This is a genomic window from Streptomyces hokutonensis, from assembly GCF_000376565.1.
GTDB classification, from domain to species: Bacteria; Actinomycetota; Actinomycetes; order Streptomycetales; family Streptomycetaceae; genus Streptomyces; species Streptomyces hokutonensis.
Window position 1 is genome coordinate 79,874 of sequence record NZ_BARG01000054.1, and the last position, 15,258, is coordinate 95,131.

Consider the following 15,258-nt stretch of genomic DNA (forward strand, 5'->3'; position numbering starts at 1 on the left):
GCCTCGGGTGTGTTTCCAGAGGTCCCGGGGTTGCCGTTACCCTTGTGTGGTCCCGTCCTGCCGGCGCCTGGAGTCTTGTCGTGCGTATCGATCTGCACACCCACTCCACGGCCTCCGACGGTACGGACTCGCCCGCTGAGCTGGTGCGGAATGCCGCTGCCGCCGGGCTGGACGTCGTCGGGCTGACCGATCACGACACCAGTCGTGGGTACGGCGAGGCGATCGACGCGTTGCCCCCGGGGCTCACGCTCGTGACCGGGGCCGAGATGTCCTGTCGGATCGACGGGATCTCGATGCACATGCTGGCTTATCTCTTCGATCCCGAGGAACCGGAGCTGCTCGCCGAGCGGGAGCTGGTGCGGGACGACCGGGTGCCTCGGGCCCGGGCCATGGTGGAGCGGCTTCAGGGGCTGGGGGTGCCGGTGACCTGGGAGCAGGTCGCGCGGATCGCCGGTGAGGGGTCGGTCGGGCGGCCGCATGTCGCCACCGCGCTGGTCGAGCTGGGTGTCGTACCGACCGTGAACGACGCCTTCACCGTGGACTGGCTGGGCGACGGCGGCCGGGCGCATGTGGCGAAGCACGAGACCGATCCGTTCGAGGCGATCCGGCTGGTCAAGGCCGCGGGGGGCGTGACCGTGTTCGCGCACCCCGGGGCCAGCAAGCGCGGGCGCACCGTGCCCGAGTCCGCCATCGCCGAGATGGCCGCGGCCGGGCTCGACGGCATCGAGGTCGACCACATGGACCACGACGCCGAGACACGGGTGCGGTTGCGGGGGCTCGCGAAGGAGCTCGGGCTGCTGACCACCGGGTCCAGCGACTACCACGGGAGCCGCAAGTCCGTGCAGCTCGGTGAGTACACGACCGATCCCGAGGTCTACGGCGAGATCACGCGGCGCGCGACCGGCGCGTTCCCGGTACCGGGAGCCGGCGGAGTCTGACCCCGCCCGCGTCCTCCCCGCTCACCTCTCTTCTGCAAGGCTTGTGGCTCACCCATGTTCGACGTCGCCGTCTTCGGCTCCCTCTTCCTGACCCTTTTTGTCATCATGGATCCCCCCGGGATCACCCCGATCTTCCTCGCGCTGACCGCCGGACGACCGGCCAAGGTGCAGAGGCGGATGGCCTTCCAGGCCGTGTGTGTCGCGGGCGGTGTCATCACCGTCTTCGGGCTGCTCGGGCACCAGATCCTCGACTATCTGCATGTCTCCGTGCCCGCGCTGATGATCGCGGGCGGACTGCTGCTCCTGCTGATCGCGCTCGATCTGCTCACCGGCAAGACCGACGAGCCGAAGCAGACCAAGGACGTCAACGTCGCCCTCGTACCGCTGGGCATGCCGCTGCTCGCCGGGCCCGGTGCGATCGTGTCCGTCATCCTCGCCGTGCAGAAGGCCGACAGCGCGGCCACGCAGGTGTCGGTGTGGGCGGCGATCCTCGCCATCCACGCCGTGCTGTGGGTGGTGATGCGGTACTCGCTGCTGATCATCCGGGTCATCAAGGACGGCGGGGTCGTCCTCGTCACGCGGCTCGCGGGGATGATGCTGTCGGCCATCGCCGTGCAGCAGATCATCAACGGGGTCACCCAGGTGATCCGGGCGGGCTGAGGCCCGAGAACGCAGAACCCCCGTACGGCGTCGGTGCCGTACGGGGGTTCTGAAGTCTGGTGGAGCTCTGCGTGGATGTCGTCGGTGTTACGAGGCTTTGGTCTCGGCGGGGCGGATCCACAGTCGCTGTCCTATGGCGGCGGCCTGTTGCACGATCCGATTGACGGAGGCGGCGTCCACGACGGTGCTGTCCACGGTGGTGCCGTCGACCTCGTCAAGACGCATGATTTCGAAGCGCATTGGCTTCTCCCTTCGTCTGGTCATCCTCCTGAGGAGAACTACTTGGGTACTGATGTAGTCAACGGGATGCGTGTTACAAACATTCCCTACGCTAAGGAAATTTTTCGAACGCCTAATTACTGACCGGTAAGGGATCGGCACGAGACTGACCGGGACCGGTTGTGTTCGCAGCGTGACCGCCGGGACAATGGAGGCGATGAACGACGACCTCGCGGCCCTCAGCGCCCGCATCGACCGCACGAACGAGCTGCTGCAGCGCATGCTCGCCGAAGTGGCGAAGACGCCCTCGACGCATGCGATCTTCGTCGACGCCGGGTACTTGTATGCAGCCGCGGGCCGGCTCGTCTCCGGGACCGAGGACCGACGCACCTTCGACCTCGACACCGAGGGCCTCATCGAGGCGCTCATCGACAAGGCCCGCACGATCTTCGCGGACAGCCGGCTGCTGCGCGTCTACTGGTACGACGGCGCCCGCCGCCGCATCCACACCGCCGAGCAGCAGGCCATCGCCGAACTCCCGGACGTGAAGGTCCGGTTGGGCAACCTCAACGCCAACAACCAGCAGAAGGGCGTCGATTCACTCATCCGCTCCGACCTTGAGTCCCTCGCCCGGCACCGCGCCATCAGTGACGCGGCCCTCATCGGCGGCGACGAGGACCTGGTCTCGGCGGTCGAGGCGGCCCAGGGGTACGGCGCCCGCGTCCACTTGTGGGGCATCGAGGCTCCCGAGGGCCGCAACCAGGCCGAGCCGCTCCTCTGGGAGGTCGACAGCCAGCGCACCTTCGACCTCGACTTCTTCAAGCCGTACGTCTCCCGGCGCACGGCCGCCGTCTACGAGGCCGCCGCCACCCGGCCCACCCGCGACGACGTCCGCTTCGTGGGCGCGCAGATCGCCGCGAAGTGGCTCGCCGCGCGGGGACGGGAGGCGCTGGTGGAACTGCTGCCCGGGCATCCGTATCTGCCCGGTTCCGTCGACCAGGATCTGCTGGTGGAGGCGGAGGGGCTGCTGCAGTACTCCCTGCGCGGACAAGCCGATCTGCGGCGGTCGCTGCGGGACGGGTTCTGGGAGCACCTGCAGACGCAGTACTGATCATCTATCGCACGGTGGTGTCCCAGAAGTCGGCGATGGCCCGCGCCGTCGCGGCCGGCTGGTCCGTGTTCGGCGAGTGCTCGGCCCGCGCGATCACCGTCCGCCGCGCCTTCAGCCGTACGGCCATGTCGTCGAGGAGCGGCACCGGCCAGGTGTCGTCGCGGGAACCCGACAGGACGTGGAACGGCAGCGGGACGGCGGCCAGCTCGGCCACCCGGTCCGGCTCGACGCACAACTGGCGTCCTGTGGCGAGGAGTTGGGCCGGCTTCGTGCCCAGCCAACGGCGCCGCAGGTCCTCCCGGTCGTCGAGCCCCTCGTCCAGCGCGCCGCCGGTCTCGGTCTCCTCGGGCGTCTCCATCGCCTGGATCGCGTCCCACACCTCGGTCATCGACATCACGGCCAGCGCGTCCCGCAGCAGCTTCACGCGGTCCTGCTGGGACGAGGAGATCTGCGCAGGCCCCGACGCCATGAGCGTCAGCGACACGAACGGCGCGTGGTCCAGGAGTACGGCGGCCCGCGCAATCTGTCCGCCGAGGGAGTGCCCGAGCAGGTGCACCGGCGCGCCGACCGCCTCGGCCAGCGCGAGCACGTCCCGCGCCAACTCGTCCTGCGCGTAGGCGGATTCGTCGTCCTGGGGCCCGTCCGTCTCGTACTGCCCCCGCCCGTCCACGGCGACCGTCCGATACCCGCGCGCGCCGAGCGCCACATGCAGGGGGTTGAAGTCCTCCTTGCTCCCGGTGAATCCCGGCAGCAGCAGGGCGACCCCCCTCGGCTCGACACCGTCGGCCACGGCCGAGTCCACGACGGCGAACTCACCGCGACCGGTCCGCAGCGGGTACGCGCGAGCGCCGGGGGGCGGGACGAAGGAGGGAGGCCTACTCATGGCCCGAGGTTATCCGGCGGAACTGAGCGGGTTGGGGACGGGACGGTGTAACCGGGGTTAACGGGGGAGCGGGAGCGGCGGGCGGAGGGGGAACGCCGACGGCCCGGCCCACGTGGAGTGGGCCGGGCCGTTCGGTGTTGTCACCTTCGGCGGCGATCAGCTCTCGCCGACCTCCGCTGCCGCGGCCTTGCGGGGACGGCGCACCCTCGGCTTCGCCTCGGCCGCCTCCGTCTCCGCTACGACGGGAGCCTCGGCGGCCTTGCGGGTCGTACGGCGACGGGGCTTGGCCTCCGCGTCCTCGGCCACGGTGTCGGCGGCGACGGCCGCGGTCTTCCGGGTCCGGGTGCTGCGCGGCTTGGTCTCGACCGCCTCGGGCGCCTCGGTGGCGACCACGGCGGCCGTCTTGCGCGTCCGGCGCGGCGTGACCTCGGCGGCCTCCGCTGCTTCGGCGGCTACCGGAGCGGCGGCCGCCTTGCGGGTCCGACGGGGCTTCGCCTCGACGGCCTCGACCGTGTCCAGGACGGCTTCGGCGGCAACCGCGGCCTTCCGGGTCCGGCGCGGCGTGACCTCGACGGTCTCCGTTGCCACGGTGGCCACCGGCGCGGCGGCGACCTTGCGCGTCCGGCGCGGCTTGGTCTCGACGGCCTCGACCGTCTCCACGACGGCTTCGGCGGCCTCGGTGGCAACCGCGGCCTTCCGCGTCCGACGAGGCTTGGCCTCCGCCTCGACCGGGGCCTCGGCGGCCTTGCGGGTCGTACGGCGGGGCTTGACCTCGGACTCCTCGGCCACCTGGGCCGGGATGTCGGCGACGGCCTTGCGGGTCGTGGCGCGACGGCGCGGCTTGGCCTCCGTGCCCTCGGCCGTGTCCACGGCGACGCCCTCGGCCGGAGCCGCGGTCTTCCGGGTCCGGGTGCGACGCGGCTTGGTCTCGACGGCCTCGGCCGTGTCGACGGCGGCCACGGCGGCGGCCTCCGGAGCGGCCACGGCCTCGACCGGCTCCGCGACAGCCACGGCCTTGCGGGTCCGGCGGCGCGGCTTCGTCTCCTCGGCGACCGGGGCCTCGGCCACCGGCGTCTCGGCGACCACGGTCTCGGCCGTCACGACCGCCGGCTCCGCGGACTTGCGGGTACGGCGGCGGCGCGTCGGCGCGGCGGTGTCCAGGGCCGGGCCCTCAGCTGTTGCTACGGCGTTCTCCGCCGCCTCGGGTGCGACCGCGGAGGTGACTGCCGTGGCCGGCAGCTGCTCTCCCGTCGCTCCGGTGCGGGTGCGGCGACGGCGGCGCGGAGTGCGGGTCGCGGTCTCCTCGGAGGCCGCCAGCGCGGTCTCCTCCGGCGCGGACGTCACGGCCGTAGCGGCCGAAGTCCCTTCCATCGGGGCGCCGTTGCGCGTACGACGGCGGCGGCGCGGGGTGCGCGCCGGGCGCTCGGCGTCGACGGGACCGGCACCGGAGCGGGACTCGCTGCGGTTGTCCCGGCCGGCGTCACGTCCGCCTCGGCCGCTGTCACGACCGCCACGGCCACCGTCGCGACCGCCACGGCCACGCGGACCGCCGCGACCGCCGGTCTCGCCGAGGTCCTCGACCTCCTCCGCGGCGAGCCCGGCGCGGGTGCGCTCCGAGCGGGGCAGGACACCCTTGGTGCCCGCGGGGATGTTCAGTTCCTCGAAGAAGTGCGGGGAGGTGGAGTACGTCTCCGGCGGGTCGTTGAACTTGAGGTCCAGCGCCTTGTTGATGAGCTGCCAGCGCGGGATGTCGTCCCAGTCGACGAGGGTGACCGCGATGCCCTTGGCGCCCGCGCGGCCCGTACGGCCGATGCGGTGCAGGTAGGTCTTCTCGTCCTCGGGGGACTGGTAGTTGATGACGTGCGTGACGCCCTCGACGTCGATGCCGCGGGCGGCGACGTCGGTGCAGACGAGCACGTCGACCTTGCCGTTGCGGAACGCGCGCAGCGCCTGCTCGCGGGCGCCCTGGCCGAGGTCGCCGTGGACCGCGCCGGAGGCGAAGCCGCGCTGCTGGAGCTGGTCGGCGAGGTCGGCCGCGGTGCGCTTGGTGCGGCAGAAGACCATGACCAGGCCCCGGCCCTCGGCCTGCAGGATGCGGGCGACGAGCTCGGGCTTGTCCATGTTGTGCGCGCGGTAGACGAACTGCGTGGTGTTCGCGACCGTCTTGCCCTCGTCGTCCGGCGAGGTGGCGCGGATGTGCGTGGGCTGCGTCATGTAGCGGCGGGCGAGACCGATGACCGCGCCCGGCATGGTCGCCGAGAACAGCATCGTCTGGCGGCGGGCCGGCAGGAAGTTGATGATCTTCTCGACGTCGGGCAGGAAGCCCAGGTCGAGCATCTCGTCGGCCTCGTCGAGGACGAGCGAGCGGATGTGCTTGAGGTCGAGCTTCTTCTGGCCCGCGAGGTCCAGCAGTCGGCCCGGGGTGCCGACGACGACGTCGACGCCCTTGCGGAGCGCCTCGACCTGCGGCTCGTAGGCCCGGCCGCCGTAGATGGCGAGGACGCGCACATTGCGCACCTTGCCGGCGGTCAGCAGGTCGTTGGTGACCTGGGTGCACAGCTCGCGGGTGGGGACGACGACGAGCGCCTGTGGGGCGTCGGTCAGCTGCTCGGGCTTGGCGCGGCCGGCCTCGACGTCGGCGGGGACGGTGACGCGCTCCAGGAGCGGGAGACCGAATCCCAGCGTCTTGCCGGTGCCGGTCTTGGCCTGGCCGATGACGTCCGTGCCGGAAAGGGCTACGGGGAGCGTCATCTCCTGGATCGGGAAGGGGGAGACGATGCCGACGGCCTCAAGGGCCTCAGCGGTCTCGGGAAGGATTCCGAGCTCTCGGAAAGTAGTCAGGGTGCTGCCTCTTCTGTGTGCGCGGTGCGAGGCGAGCGCGGGGGTCGTGTCAGGACCGTGCCGGGGACGTCGGCTGCCTTACGGACAACCCGTGAGGGCAAGCCGTACTGCACGGGACCACTGCCGACGCTCTAGCGCTCGAACCGCTGAGGGTCCCCCTCCGAACTTCGTACGCAAAGTGCCGTACGGGCGAGGAGGGCTGTCGGGTCGGAGCCGATCGGGCCACCGACCGGGCATCCTCATTCGTGCGGCCCGGCGAATACTCGGCGGGCGCATTACCACCATACCCCGGAATCACGCACATGCGTTGGCCGATTTGGTCACGTAGTCGTCGTCACACTGATTGACCAGGGCCTTCCGCCGTGCTGTGAGCGGGCTATTGTGCGCTTCATGACGACCGCTGACAATGCCTCCGACGCACCCGCCGAACCCACCGGAGTCGCCGCCCAGGACTGGGCCACGGCCGCCGCCGACCCCCAGTACCGCAACGCGGTCGTGGACCTGCTCGGTGCCCTCGCGTACGGCGAGCTGGCGGCGTTCGAGCGGCTCGCGGAGGACGCCAAGCTGGCGCCGACGCTCGCGGACAAGGCGGAGCTGGCGAAGATGGCGTCGGCCGAGTTCCACCACTTCGAGCAGCTCAGGGACCGGCTCACGGAGATCGGGGCCGAGCCGACCGAGGCGATGCAGCCGTTCGTCGCCGCGCTCGACGGCTTCCACAAGCAGACGGCTCCCTCGGACTGGCTGGAAGGGCTCGTGAAGGCCTACGTCGGCGACTCGATCGCGAGTGACTTCTACCGCGAGGTCGCGGCCCGCCTCGACAAGGACTCCCGCTCGCTGGTGCTGGGTGTCCTCGACGACACCGGGCACGCGAGCTTCGCCGTAGAAAAGGTACGCGCGGCGATCGACGCGGACCCGCGCGTGGGGGGCCGACTCGCCCTGTGGGCACGGCGGTTGATGGGGGAGGCGCTGTCGCAGTCGCAGCGGGTGGTGGCCGACCGGGACGCGCTGTCGACGATGCTCGTGGGTGGCGTGGCGGACGGCTTCGACCTCGCGGAGGTGGGCCGGATGTTCTCCCGGATCACCGAGGCGCACACCAAGCGGATGGCGGCCCTGGGGCTCGCGGCCTAGGGCCTGTCCGGCGGATCAGGCCGGAGGAAGGCAGCGGCGCCTCATAAGCGCGGGTGAGCGGGGTCTGGCGCGTGCAGCTGCAAGGCGGAGGAGGGAGTCCGACGCGGAGCGTCGGCGACTGACGACAACGCCACTGGGGGTCCCCCACGCCTTTGAGGCAGTGGGGGAGGGCGTGCCAGACCCCGCGTCTCCGGCATGATCCGCCGGACAGGCCCTAGTCACGCCGGTGCGGATCGTCCCCGGAGTCGTCTTGACGGCCGAACGAGCAGCGAGAGCGAGGCGGCCGAGACGACCGCCGCGCCGAGCAGGCTCGGCAGGCCGCTGCCGGGGCCCAGCGCGCTGTGTGTGACGAAGTCGCCGAAGAGCGCTCCCGCGACACCGGTGGAGAAGACCAGGGCGCGGGCCGGAAGACGGTCCGCGAGCCGGTGGGTGGCGGCCCAGGCGAGCAGCAGACCCAGCACGGCGGAGCCGAGCGCTTCCAGGATCATCACGGGGGTCCCTCCCACGGTCGGCCTGCGTACTGCTTTCACAGCCGGTCATACCCGTGACCTGCGGAATGCAATCCTCCCCTGTGGGCTACTTGTGCTCCATCTGTGATGGAAGCGCGAGGGGGCCCGGCGACCTTCCGGCCGCCGGGCCCCCTCGCTGTTCGCTCGTGACTACAGCGCGCCGAAGCCCACCTTGCGCGGGGCCGCCTCGCCGAGCTCGACATAGGCGAGCCGGTCGGCGGGGACGAGGACCTTGCGGCCGTGCTCGTCCACGAGGCTCAGCAGCGGAGCCTTCCCGGTCAGTGCCTCGGCCACGGCCTGCTCGACCTCCTCGGCGCTCTGACCGGTCTCCAGAACGATCTCGCGAGGCGTGTGCAGCACGCCGATCTTGACCTCCACGCTATGTCCCTCCGACGGTCAGCAAAGTGCGCGATCTTCCGCGCCGTACGCAGCACACACTAGCCCGGTGAGAGGACGTAGATGTTCCGCGCCGGGAACGCCAGGAGCGAACACCGGACGGGAACAAAAGGGGAGCCGGCGGGTCAGTGGTGCTGTTCGCTCCCGTGCAGCGGGAAACCGGCGATGCCGCGCCAGGCCAGCGAGGCCAGCAGCTGGACGGCCTGGTCGCGCGGGACGCTGCGGTCGCTGTGCAGCCAGGAGCGGGCGACGACCTGGGCGAGACCGCCCAGACCCGAGGCCAGGAGCATCGACTCGGCCCGCGAGAGGCCGGTGTCCTCGGCGATGACGTCGCAGATCGCGACGGCGCACTCGTTCGTCACCTTGTCGACGCGCTCGCGCACGGCGGGCTCGTTCGTCAGGTCCGACTCGAAGACCAGCCGGAAGGCGCCGCCGTCGTCCTCGACGTAGGCGAAGTACGCGTCCATCGTGGCCCGGACGCGCTGCTTGTTGTCCGACGTCGACGCGAGCGCGGTCCGCACCGCCTGGATGAGCGACTCGCAGTGCTGGTCGAGGAGGGCCAGGTAGAGGTCGAGCTTGCCGGGGAAGTGCTGGTAGAGCACCGGCTTGCTGACGCCGGCGCGCTCGGCGATGTCGTCCATCGCGGCCGCGTGGTACCCCTGCGCGACGAAGACCTCCTGGGCGGCGCCCAGCAGCTGGTTCCGTCGGGCACGGCGCGGCAGGCGGGTGCCCCGCGGGCGCGCCGCCTCTGTCTGCTCGATGGCTGTCACGCCGCCTCCCAATGTCGTCCTCATGCGGTGAGCGCCGCGCGGCCATCGTACTTTTCGGTAACCCTGGTGTGCGCGCTGCGAGCGCAGAATTTCACGGACCGGACGGCGACGGAAGTCGTGCAAAGTGTTTTGAAAGGGGACGGAGCGGGCATGGGGGCGCGGTTCGGTCCGCGCTCCAGGGGAAAGCGGGGACGGTGGTGACCATGAGGCGGTCAGCGATAGTCGTCCTCGTCGATGGAGACGACCCGGGCCTGTTCGATGACGTCGGCCTCGTTCGCGGAGTCCGGGTCCAGCTCGGTCGGCGAGTCCTCACGGCCCGCCGTCACCTCGGCCAACTGCTCGGCGGCGTCGTCCTCCGGAGCCTCGACGCCGAGTTCGGCGGCGCCGCTCTCGTCCTCGAAGGTCTCGGGATCGGTGGGGTCGACGGCCATGAGGGGCTCCCTTCCTAGTACGTCCCTGACGAAGCAGGGGGCCACATGCGGGTGCCCTGTGTACGAGCCTAGGAGACACCCGATCCGGACGCCATGCGATGGGCGGGGCAGTCGCTCGGTTGTCCGGCTCGTTGCCTGCCCGCCGCCGGTTCGCCGCGGCCCGTTCGCTGTCTGTGACGGCGAACACATGAGCCACAGCGTGATCGTCTCGTAACATTGCCGCATGTCTTCGACAGAGCTGCCCTCCGTGTCGGTCGCCGCCGTGCTCCCCAAAGTGGCGCCCGTCAGAGTCGGCGACGGCGAGCGGCTCAGGTCGGTCCGGCTGCCGGGAATCACCCTTACGGTGCGGTCGAGGCCGCCGGTGCGCGAAGGACTCCCGCCCGCGCTGTACGTCCACGGGCTCGGCGGCTCCTCGCAGAACTGGTCGCTGCTCATGGCGCAGCTCGACGGCGTGGTCGACAGCGAGGCCCTCGACCTGCCGGGCTTCGGCGACTCCCCGCCACCGGACGACGGCGACTACTCCGTCACCGGGCACGCCCGCGCGGTCATCCGCTACCTCGACGCGGCCGGCCGCGGCCCGGTGCACCTCGTCGGCAACTCCCTGGGCGGCGCGGTCACGACCCGCGTGGCCGCGGTACGCCCGGACCTCGTCCGTACGCTCACCCTGGTCTCCCCGGCCCTCCCTGAGCTTCGCGTCCAGCGCACGGCCGTCCCCACGGCCCTGCTCGGCGTACCGGGCGTGGCCTCCCTGTTCACCCGCGTCAGCAGGGAATGGACGGCTGAACAGCGCGTCCGCGGCGTCCTGGGCCTCTGCTACGGCGATCCCGGCCAGGTGACGCCGGAGGAGTTCCGCCACGCCGTCGAGGAACTCGAACGGCGGCTCCAACTCCCGTACTTCTGGGACGTGATGGCCCGCTCCTCCCGCGGCGTCGTGAACGCCTACACCCTGGGCGGCCAGCACGGCCTCTGGCGCCAGGCCGAGCGCGTCCTCGCCCCGACCCTCCTCGTCTACGGCCGCCGCGACCAACTCGTCGGCTACCGCATGGCCCAGCGGGCCGCCCGCGCCTTCCGCGACTCCCGACTGCTGTCCCTGCCGGACGCCGGGCATGTCGCGATGATGGAGTACCCGGAGATCGTGGCCACGGCGTTTCGTGAACTGCTCGCGGATGCGGGGGAGTTGGGGGCGGGCGCTCAAACCGGTGCCGGTGGGGGCGTGAGCGCGGTGACGGGGCGTCGGGCGGTTGACGCGGAAGCGGTGGGGCGCGGTGGCCGAGGGGGACGGAGTGGTGCGCGGGGGGTCCGTGACGGCGGTTCGGTGAGTACGGTGAGCGAGAGCGGCGGTGCTTCCTCGGGTGCGGGTACCGGTTCCGGCGCCGCGGGTGATGTCAAGGGCGACGATACGAACACGGGGAGTTGAGGGGGCGACGTGGGACGCCATAGTCGCCGTAAATCCAACTCCAAGGGTGACTCCGCGGACGGGGGCATAGGCACGAGGGCCGGTGCCGGTGCCGGTGCCGACGTCGATGCCAACGCCGGTACTGGCGAAGGCGGTTGGGCGGCTCAGGGGCCTCAGCGGGCTCAGGGGCCTCAGCCCGGCGAGGTGGGCAGATCGAGTCGGGTGGGTCAGCCGGGCAGGCCGGGCCAGCTCGGTCAAGCGAACTGGGTGGGCCAAGCGGGCCAGGGCGCTCAGCCGGGGGCGAGTCGGCCGGGTGCGCCGCGTTCCGGGGAGGGCAACCCGGGCCCTGGAGAGCAGCGTTACGCCGACGGGACCCCGGCACACGGCTTCCCGAGGCTGCCTGACGGCACTCCTGCCCATGGCTTTCCGAGGCTTCCGGACGGGACTCCGGCGAGGGGTGTTCCGCGCTTGGCGGACGGGACTCCGGCGCACGGCAGTCCCCGCTTTCCCGACGGGACTCCGGCACATGGCATGCCGCGCTTTTCCGACGGGACGCCTGCGCACGGCATGCCGCGCTTTTCCGACGGGACTCCGGCGCACGGCACCCCCCGCTTCTCCGATGGCACTCCCGCGCGCGGTGTTCCTCGTCTGCCGGACGGCACTCCCGCCCACGGTGTCCCGCAGGCTCGTGCCGGGCACCCCCAGCAGCCTGAATCCGGCGGTGGTTGGGGCGAGTTGAGGGGGCGGGACGGGCGGGCCGGGGTGCCTCAAGCCTCGGTCCCCGGTGGACCCGTACCGACCGGGGCGGGTCCGGTGCTGCCCATTCCCCGGCAGCGGCAGGCGCCGCAAACCGGGGCTCGGCCAGGTGGGCAGCGTGGTCGTGGTCCCCGGCAGGACTACGTCGACGCCTTCGAAGAGGGCGGTGACGTCTTCGCGCCCCGGTCCGGTGTCGCCGCGCACCGCTCCGACCCGTACGCCTCCGTCACGGACTGGCCGTCCGAGAGCGACGCCGGCACCGAGGGCGACGTCGACGGTGCGGGCGCGCCGCCCGGCGACCGTGGCCGGCCCGGCGTCGGCACCGGTCCCGCCAAGACCGGTCCCGCCAAGGGTGGGAAGGGGCGTGCCTACACCGGTATCGCCGCCGCGGCCGTCACCACCGTGCTGGCCGTCGTCGTCGCAGGACAGGTCGCCGGAGACGGTGACAAGGGCGGTGTGCGGTCTGAGGCGGCCACCGACCAGGCCCGGGACGTACGCGGTACTGGTGCCGCCTCGGCGCAGCCCAGCGCCTCCGCCTCGCCGCGGGTGGCGACCCTGACGTATGCCCAGATGATGGACAAGAAGTACCCGCTCAGCGCCACGCTCAAGGGGCCGGACAAGTTCGACGCGGTGCCCGGTGTCGACAAGGCGCCCGGCAAGGGGCGCAAGTACACGTACCGCGTGGACGTGGAGCAGGGGCTCGGGCTCGACGGCACGCTCTTCGCGGCGGCCGTACAGAAGACGCTCAACGACAACCGGAGCTGGGCCCACAACGGGGCCCGTACCTTCGAGCGCATCTACTCCGGCAAACCGGACTTCGTGATCACTCTCGCGAGCCCTGGTACTACGGCCAAGTGGTGCGCCAAGTCCGGCCTCGACACCACCGAGGACAACGTGTCGTGCGACTCGGCGGCCACCGAACGTGTGTTGATCAATGCGTATCGATGGGCGCAGGGGTCGTCAACATATGGGGACAAGATGTATGCGTATCGACAGATGTTGATCAACCATGAAGTCGGTCATCGTCTGGGCTACGGGCACGTCACCTGCGACAAGGACGGCGAGTTGGCGCCGGTCATGCAGCAGCAGACCAAGTTCCTCGACCACGACGGGATCCACTGTCTGGCGAACCCCTGGCCGTACCCGGGCAGTTGACAGGCGACGCTTATGTCACATTGACACGAGCCGCAGCATCCTTCATATTTTTGGGCATGTGGTCTAGTCATGTCGTGAATCGCGCCGCCATCGAGCTGGCGCTCATCGGTGTGACCCCGCTCTGCGTGGCCGACATTCTCTGTCGCTGAACACCGCCCCCTGGCGTTCGTGTCGCGACCCGCACCACCTCGCCCTTGCCCCTGACCCCGGCAGGGCATTTCCGACGACCTGACGCCGGGGCGGACGCCTGTTCATTTCCGTCTCACCCCTCGTCCATCCGTCTCACCATTCGGGAAACCCCATGAGAATTCCCGAACATCCCCCCCGAGAGGTCGTCATTCCGATGCGTCAACCGTCCGTCATAGCCCGGCGCGTGGCCGTGGCATCCGTCAGCCTGGCCGTGGCAGCGGGCGCCGCCGCCTGCGGGCCGAAGGACAACGATGCCAAGGGCTCAGGTGGCGACTCCACGCCGCACAAGGGCGGCACGCTCACGGTCCTGAACTCCAACCCCCAGGAGGACTTCGACCCGGCGCGCCTGTACACCTCCGGCGGCGGCAACGTCCCCTCCCTCGTCTTCCGTACGCTCACCACCCGCAACCGTGAGAACGGCGCGGCCGGCGCCAAGGTCGTCCCGGACCTCGCCACCGACACCGGGCGCCCCAACAAGGACGCGACCGTCTGGACGTACACCCTGAAGAAGGGCCTCAAGTACGAGGACGGCACCGCGATCACCTCGGCCGACATCAAGTACGGCATCGAGCGCTCCTTCGCCCCCGAACTCTCCGGCGGCGCGCCCTACTTGCGGGACTGGCTGGTCGGCGCGGCCGACTACCAGGGGCCGTACAAGGACAAGAAGGGGCTCAGCGCGATCGAGACTCCCGACAGCCGGACCATCGTCTTCCATCTCAACAAGCCCGAGGGCGAGTTCCCCTACCTCGCCACGCAGACGCAGTTCACGCCCGTCCCGCAGGGCAAGGACACGGGCACCAAGTACGAGCAGCACCCGATCTCCTCGGGGCCGTACAAGGTCGTCAGCAACCAGAACGACGGTGAGACGCTCGTCCTGGAGCGCAACAAGTACTGGTCCACGGCCACGGATTCCGAGCGCAAGGCCTACCCGGACAAGATCGACGTGAAGTCCGGGCTCGACTCCTCCGTGATCAACCAGCGGCTGTCGTCGTCCCAGGGTGCGGACGCCACCGCCGTCACGACCGACACCAACCTCGGTCCTGCCGAGCTCGCCAAGGTGACCGGCGACAAGGAACTCGCCGCGCGCGTCGGCACCGGGCACTTCGGCTACACGAACTACATCGCGTTCAACCCCACGGTCGCGCCGTTCAACAACGTCAAGGTGCGCCAGGCGATCTCGTACGCCGTCGACCGGTCGTCGGTGGTCAACGCGGCGGGCGGCTCGTCGCTGGCCGAGGCCGCGACCACCTTCCTGCCCAACCAGAAGTCCTTCGGGTACGACCCCTACGACCTCTTCCCGGCGGGCGCGTCCGGCAACGCGGCGAAGGCCAAGGAGCTGCTGAAGGAGGCCGGTTACCCGAAGGGGATCACCGTCACGCTGACGCACTCCAACGACAAGGACTTCGAGACCAGCCCGGAGATCGCGACCGCGATCCAGGACGCGCTCAAGAAGGCCGGCATCACCGTCAAGCTGCAGGGCCTGGAGATCAACGACTACAAGGACAAGATCCACAGCGTCAAGACCGAGCCGGGCTTCTTCCTCGCCCACTGGGGTGCCGACTGGCCCTCCGGCGGTCCCTTCCTCGCCCCGATCTTCGACGGCCGCCAGATCGTCAAGGACGGCGCGAACTTCAACACCGGCCTGCTCAATGACAAGTCGGTCAATGCCGAGATTGACGCGATCAACAAGTTGACGAATCTTGACGAGGCCGCCAAGAGGTGGGGCGCACTGGACAAGAAGATCGGCGAGCAGGCCCTGACCGTGCCGCTGTTCCACCCCGTCTACAAGCGACTGGTCGGCAAGGACATCAAGAACGTCGTGATCAGCGACTGGACCGGCGTCCTGGACATCTCCCAGGTCGCGGTCAAGTAACCC

15 protein-coding genes are annotated in these 15,258 nt (G+C 70.5%); 8 read left to right on the top strand and 7 right to left on the bottom strand.

What is annotated here, in order from left to right; translation table 11 throughout:
- Nucleotides 1–80: 80 nt before the first annotated feature.
- Both SSP08S_RS33765 and SSP08S_RS33775 read left to right on the top strand, forming a co-directional pair.
- The gene (locus SSP08S_RS33765) at nt 81–938 is read left to right on the top strand and encodes a PHP domain-containing protein (RefSeq protein ID WP_019072088.1); all 858 of its coding nucleotides are present in this window, start codon (nt 81–83) and stop codon (nt 936–938) included.
- 54 nt (nt 939–992) lie between these two features.
- Nucleotides 993–1,598 (top strand): MarC family protein, encoded by a 606-nt coding sequence (locus SSP08S_RS33775; protein ID WP_019072089.1) that lies wholly within the window; start codon nt 993–995, stop codon nt 1,596–1,598.
- Between the two features lie 87 nt (nt 1,599–1,685).
- On the opposite strand, the gene SSP08S_RS62635 is transcribed toward SSP08S_RS33775, so the two are convergent.
- Entirely contained in the window at nt 1,686–1,838 is a 153-nt protein-coding gene (locus SSP08S_RS62635; protein ID WP_019058373.1) for a DUF8834 family protein, read from the bottom strand.
- A gap of 196 nt (nt 1,839–2,034) precedes the next feature.
- Here SSP08S_RS62635 and SSP08S_RS33785 point away from each other — a divergent pair, with 196 nt between their 5' ends.
- Nucleotides 2,035–2,928 carry an NYN domain-containing protein gene (locus SSP08S_RS33785; protein WP_019072090.1) on the top strand — a complete coding sequence of 298 codons (894 nt, stop codon included), beginning with the start codon at nt 2,035–2,037 and terminating at the stop codon, nt 2,926–2,928.
- 4 nt (nt 2,929–2,932) lie between these two features.
- Here the strand turns inward: SSP08S_RS33785 and SSP08S_RS33790 are convergent, their stop codons facing one another.
- A complete protein-coding gene (locus SSP08S_RS33790) occupies nt 2,933–3,811 on the bottom strand; it encodes an alpha/beta fold hydrolase (RefSeq protein ID WP_086022026.1) in 879 nt (292 codons plus the stop codon).
- Nucleotides 3,812–3,967: 156 nt separating this feature from the next.
- Nucleotides 3,968–6,562: a DEAD/DEAH box helicase gene (locus SSP08S_RS33795; RefSeq protein WP_019072092.1), complete on the bottom strand. Its 2,595-nt coding sequence runs from the start codon at nt 6,560–6,562 to the stop codon at nt 3,968–3,970.
- Nucleotides 6,563–7,042: 480 nt separating this feature from the next.
- Between SSP08S_RS33795 and SSP08S_RS33800 the strand changes: the two genes are divergently transcribed.
- The gene (locus tag SSP08S_RS33800; RefSeq protein ID WP_019072093.1) at nt 7,043–7,780 is read left to right on the top strand and encodes a ferritin-like fold-containing protein; all 738 of its coding nucleotides are present in this window, start codon (nt 7,043–7,045) and stop codon (nt 7,778–7,780) included.
- Nucleotides 7,781–7,998: 218 nt separating this feature from the next.
- On the opposite strand, the gene SSP08S_RS33805 is transcribed toward SSP08S_RS33800, so the two are convergent.
- The 4 genes from SSP08S_RS33805 to SSP08S_RS33820 form a co-directional block, all read right to left on the bottom strand.
- Complete coding sequence (locus tag SSP08S_RS33805; RefSeq protein WP_019072094.1) at nt 7,999–8,268, bottom strand: hypothetical protein; 270 nt, start codon at nt 8,266–8,268, stop codon at nt 7,999–8,001.
- A 171-nt stretch (nt 8,269–8,439) separates the two neighbouring features.
- Nucleotides 8,440–8,667 (bottom strand): DUF3107 domain-containing protein, encoded by a 228-nt coding sequence (locus SSP08S_RS33810; RefSeq protein WP_019072095.1) that lies wholly within the window; start codon nt 8,665–8,667, stop codon nt 8,440–8,442.
- 143 nt (nt 8,668–8,810) lie between these two features.
- Nucleotides 8,811–9,455, bottom strand: coding sequence for a TetR/AcrR family transcriptional regulator (locus SSP08S_RS33815; protein WP_019072096.1), 645 nt, complete (start codon nt 9,453–9,455; stop codon nt 8,811–8,813).
- Nucleotides 9,456–9,667: 212 nt separating this feature from the next.
- The gene (locus tag SSP08S_RS33820; RefSeq protein ID WP_019072097.1) at nt 9,668–9,886 is read right to left on the bottom strand and encodes an Rv3202a family protein; all 219 of its coding nucleotides are present in this window, start codon (nt 9,884–9,886) and stop codon (nt 9,668–9,670) included.
- A gap of 223 nt (nt 9,887–10,109) precedes the next feature.
- On the opposite strand from SSP08S_RS33820, the gene SSP08S_RS33825 reads away from it, so the two are divergent.
- The 4 genes from SSP08S_RS33825 (at nt 10,110) to SSP08S_RS33835 (ending at nt 15,255) form a co-directional block, all read left to right on the top strand.
- A complete protein-coding gene (locus SSP08S_RS33825) occupies nt 10,110–11,303 on the top strand; it encodes an alpha/beta fold hydrolase (RefSeq protein ID WP_019072098.1) in 1,194 nt (397 codons plus the stop codon).
- Nucleotides 11,304–11,813: 510 nt separating this feature from the next.
- Nucleotides 11,814–13,193: a DUF3152 domain-containing protein gene (locus SSP08S_RS33830; RefSeq protein WP_245608012.1), complete on the top strand. Its 1,380-nt coding sequence runs from the start codon at nt 11,814–11,816 to the stop codon at nt 13,191–13,193.
- A gap of 56 nt (nt 13,194–13,249) precedes the next feature.
- Entirely contained in the window at nt 13,250–13,342 is a 93-nt protein-coding gene (locus SSP08S_RS64605; RefSeq protein ID WP_327389191.1) for an Ms4533A family Cys-rich leader peptide, read from the top strand.
- A 194-nt stretch (nt 13,343–13,536) separates the two neighbouring features.
- Complete coding sequence (locus tag SSP08S_RS33835) at nt 13,537–15,255, top strand: ABC transporter substrate-binding protein (protein ID WP_019072100.1); 1,719 nt, start codon at nt 13,537–13,539, stop codon at nt 15,253–15,255.
- Nucleotides 15,256–15,258 lie beyond the last annotated feature (3 nt).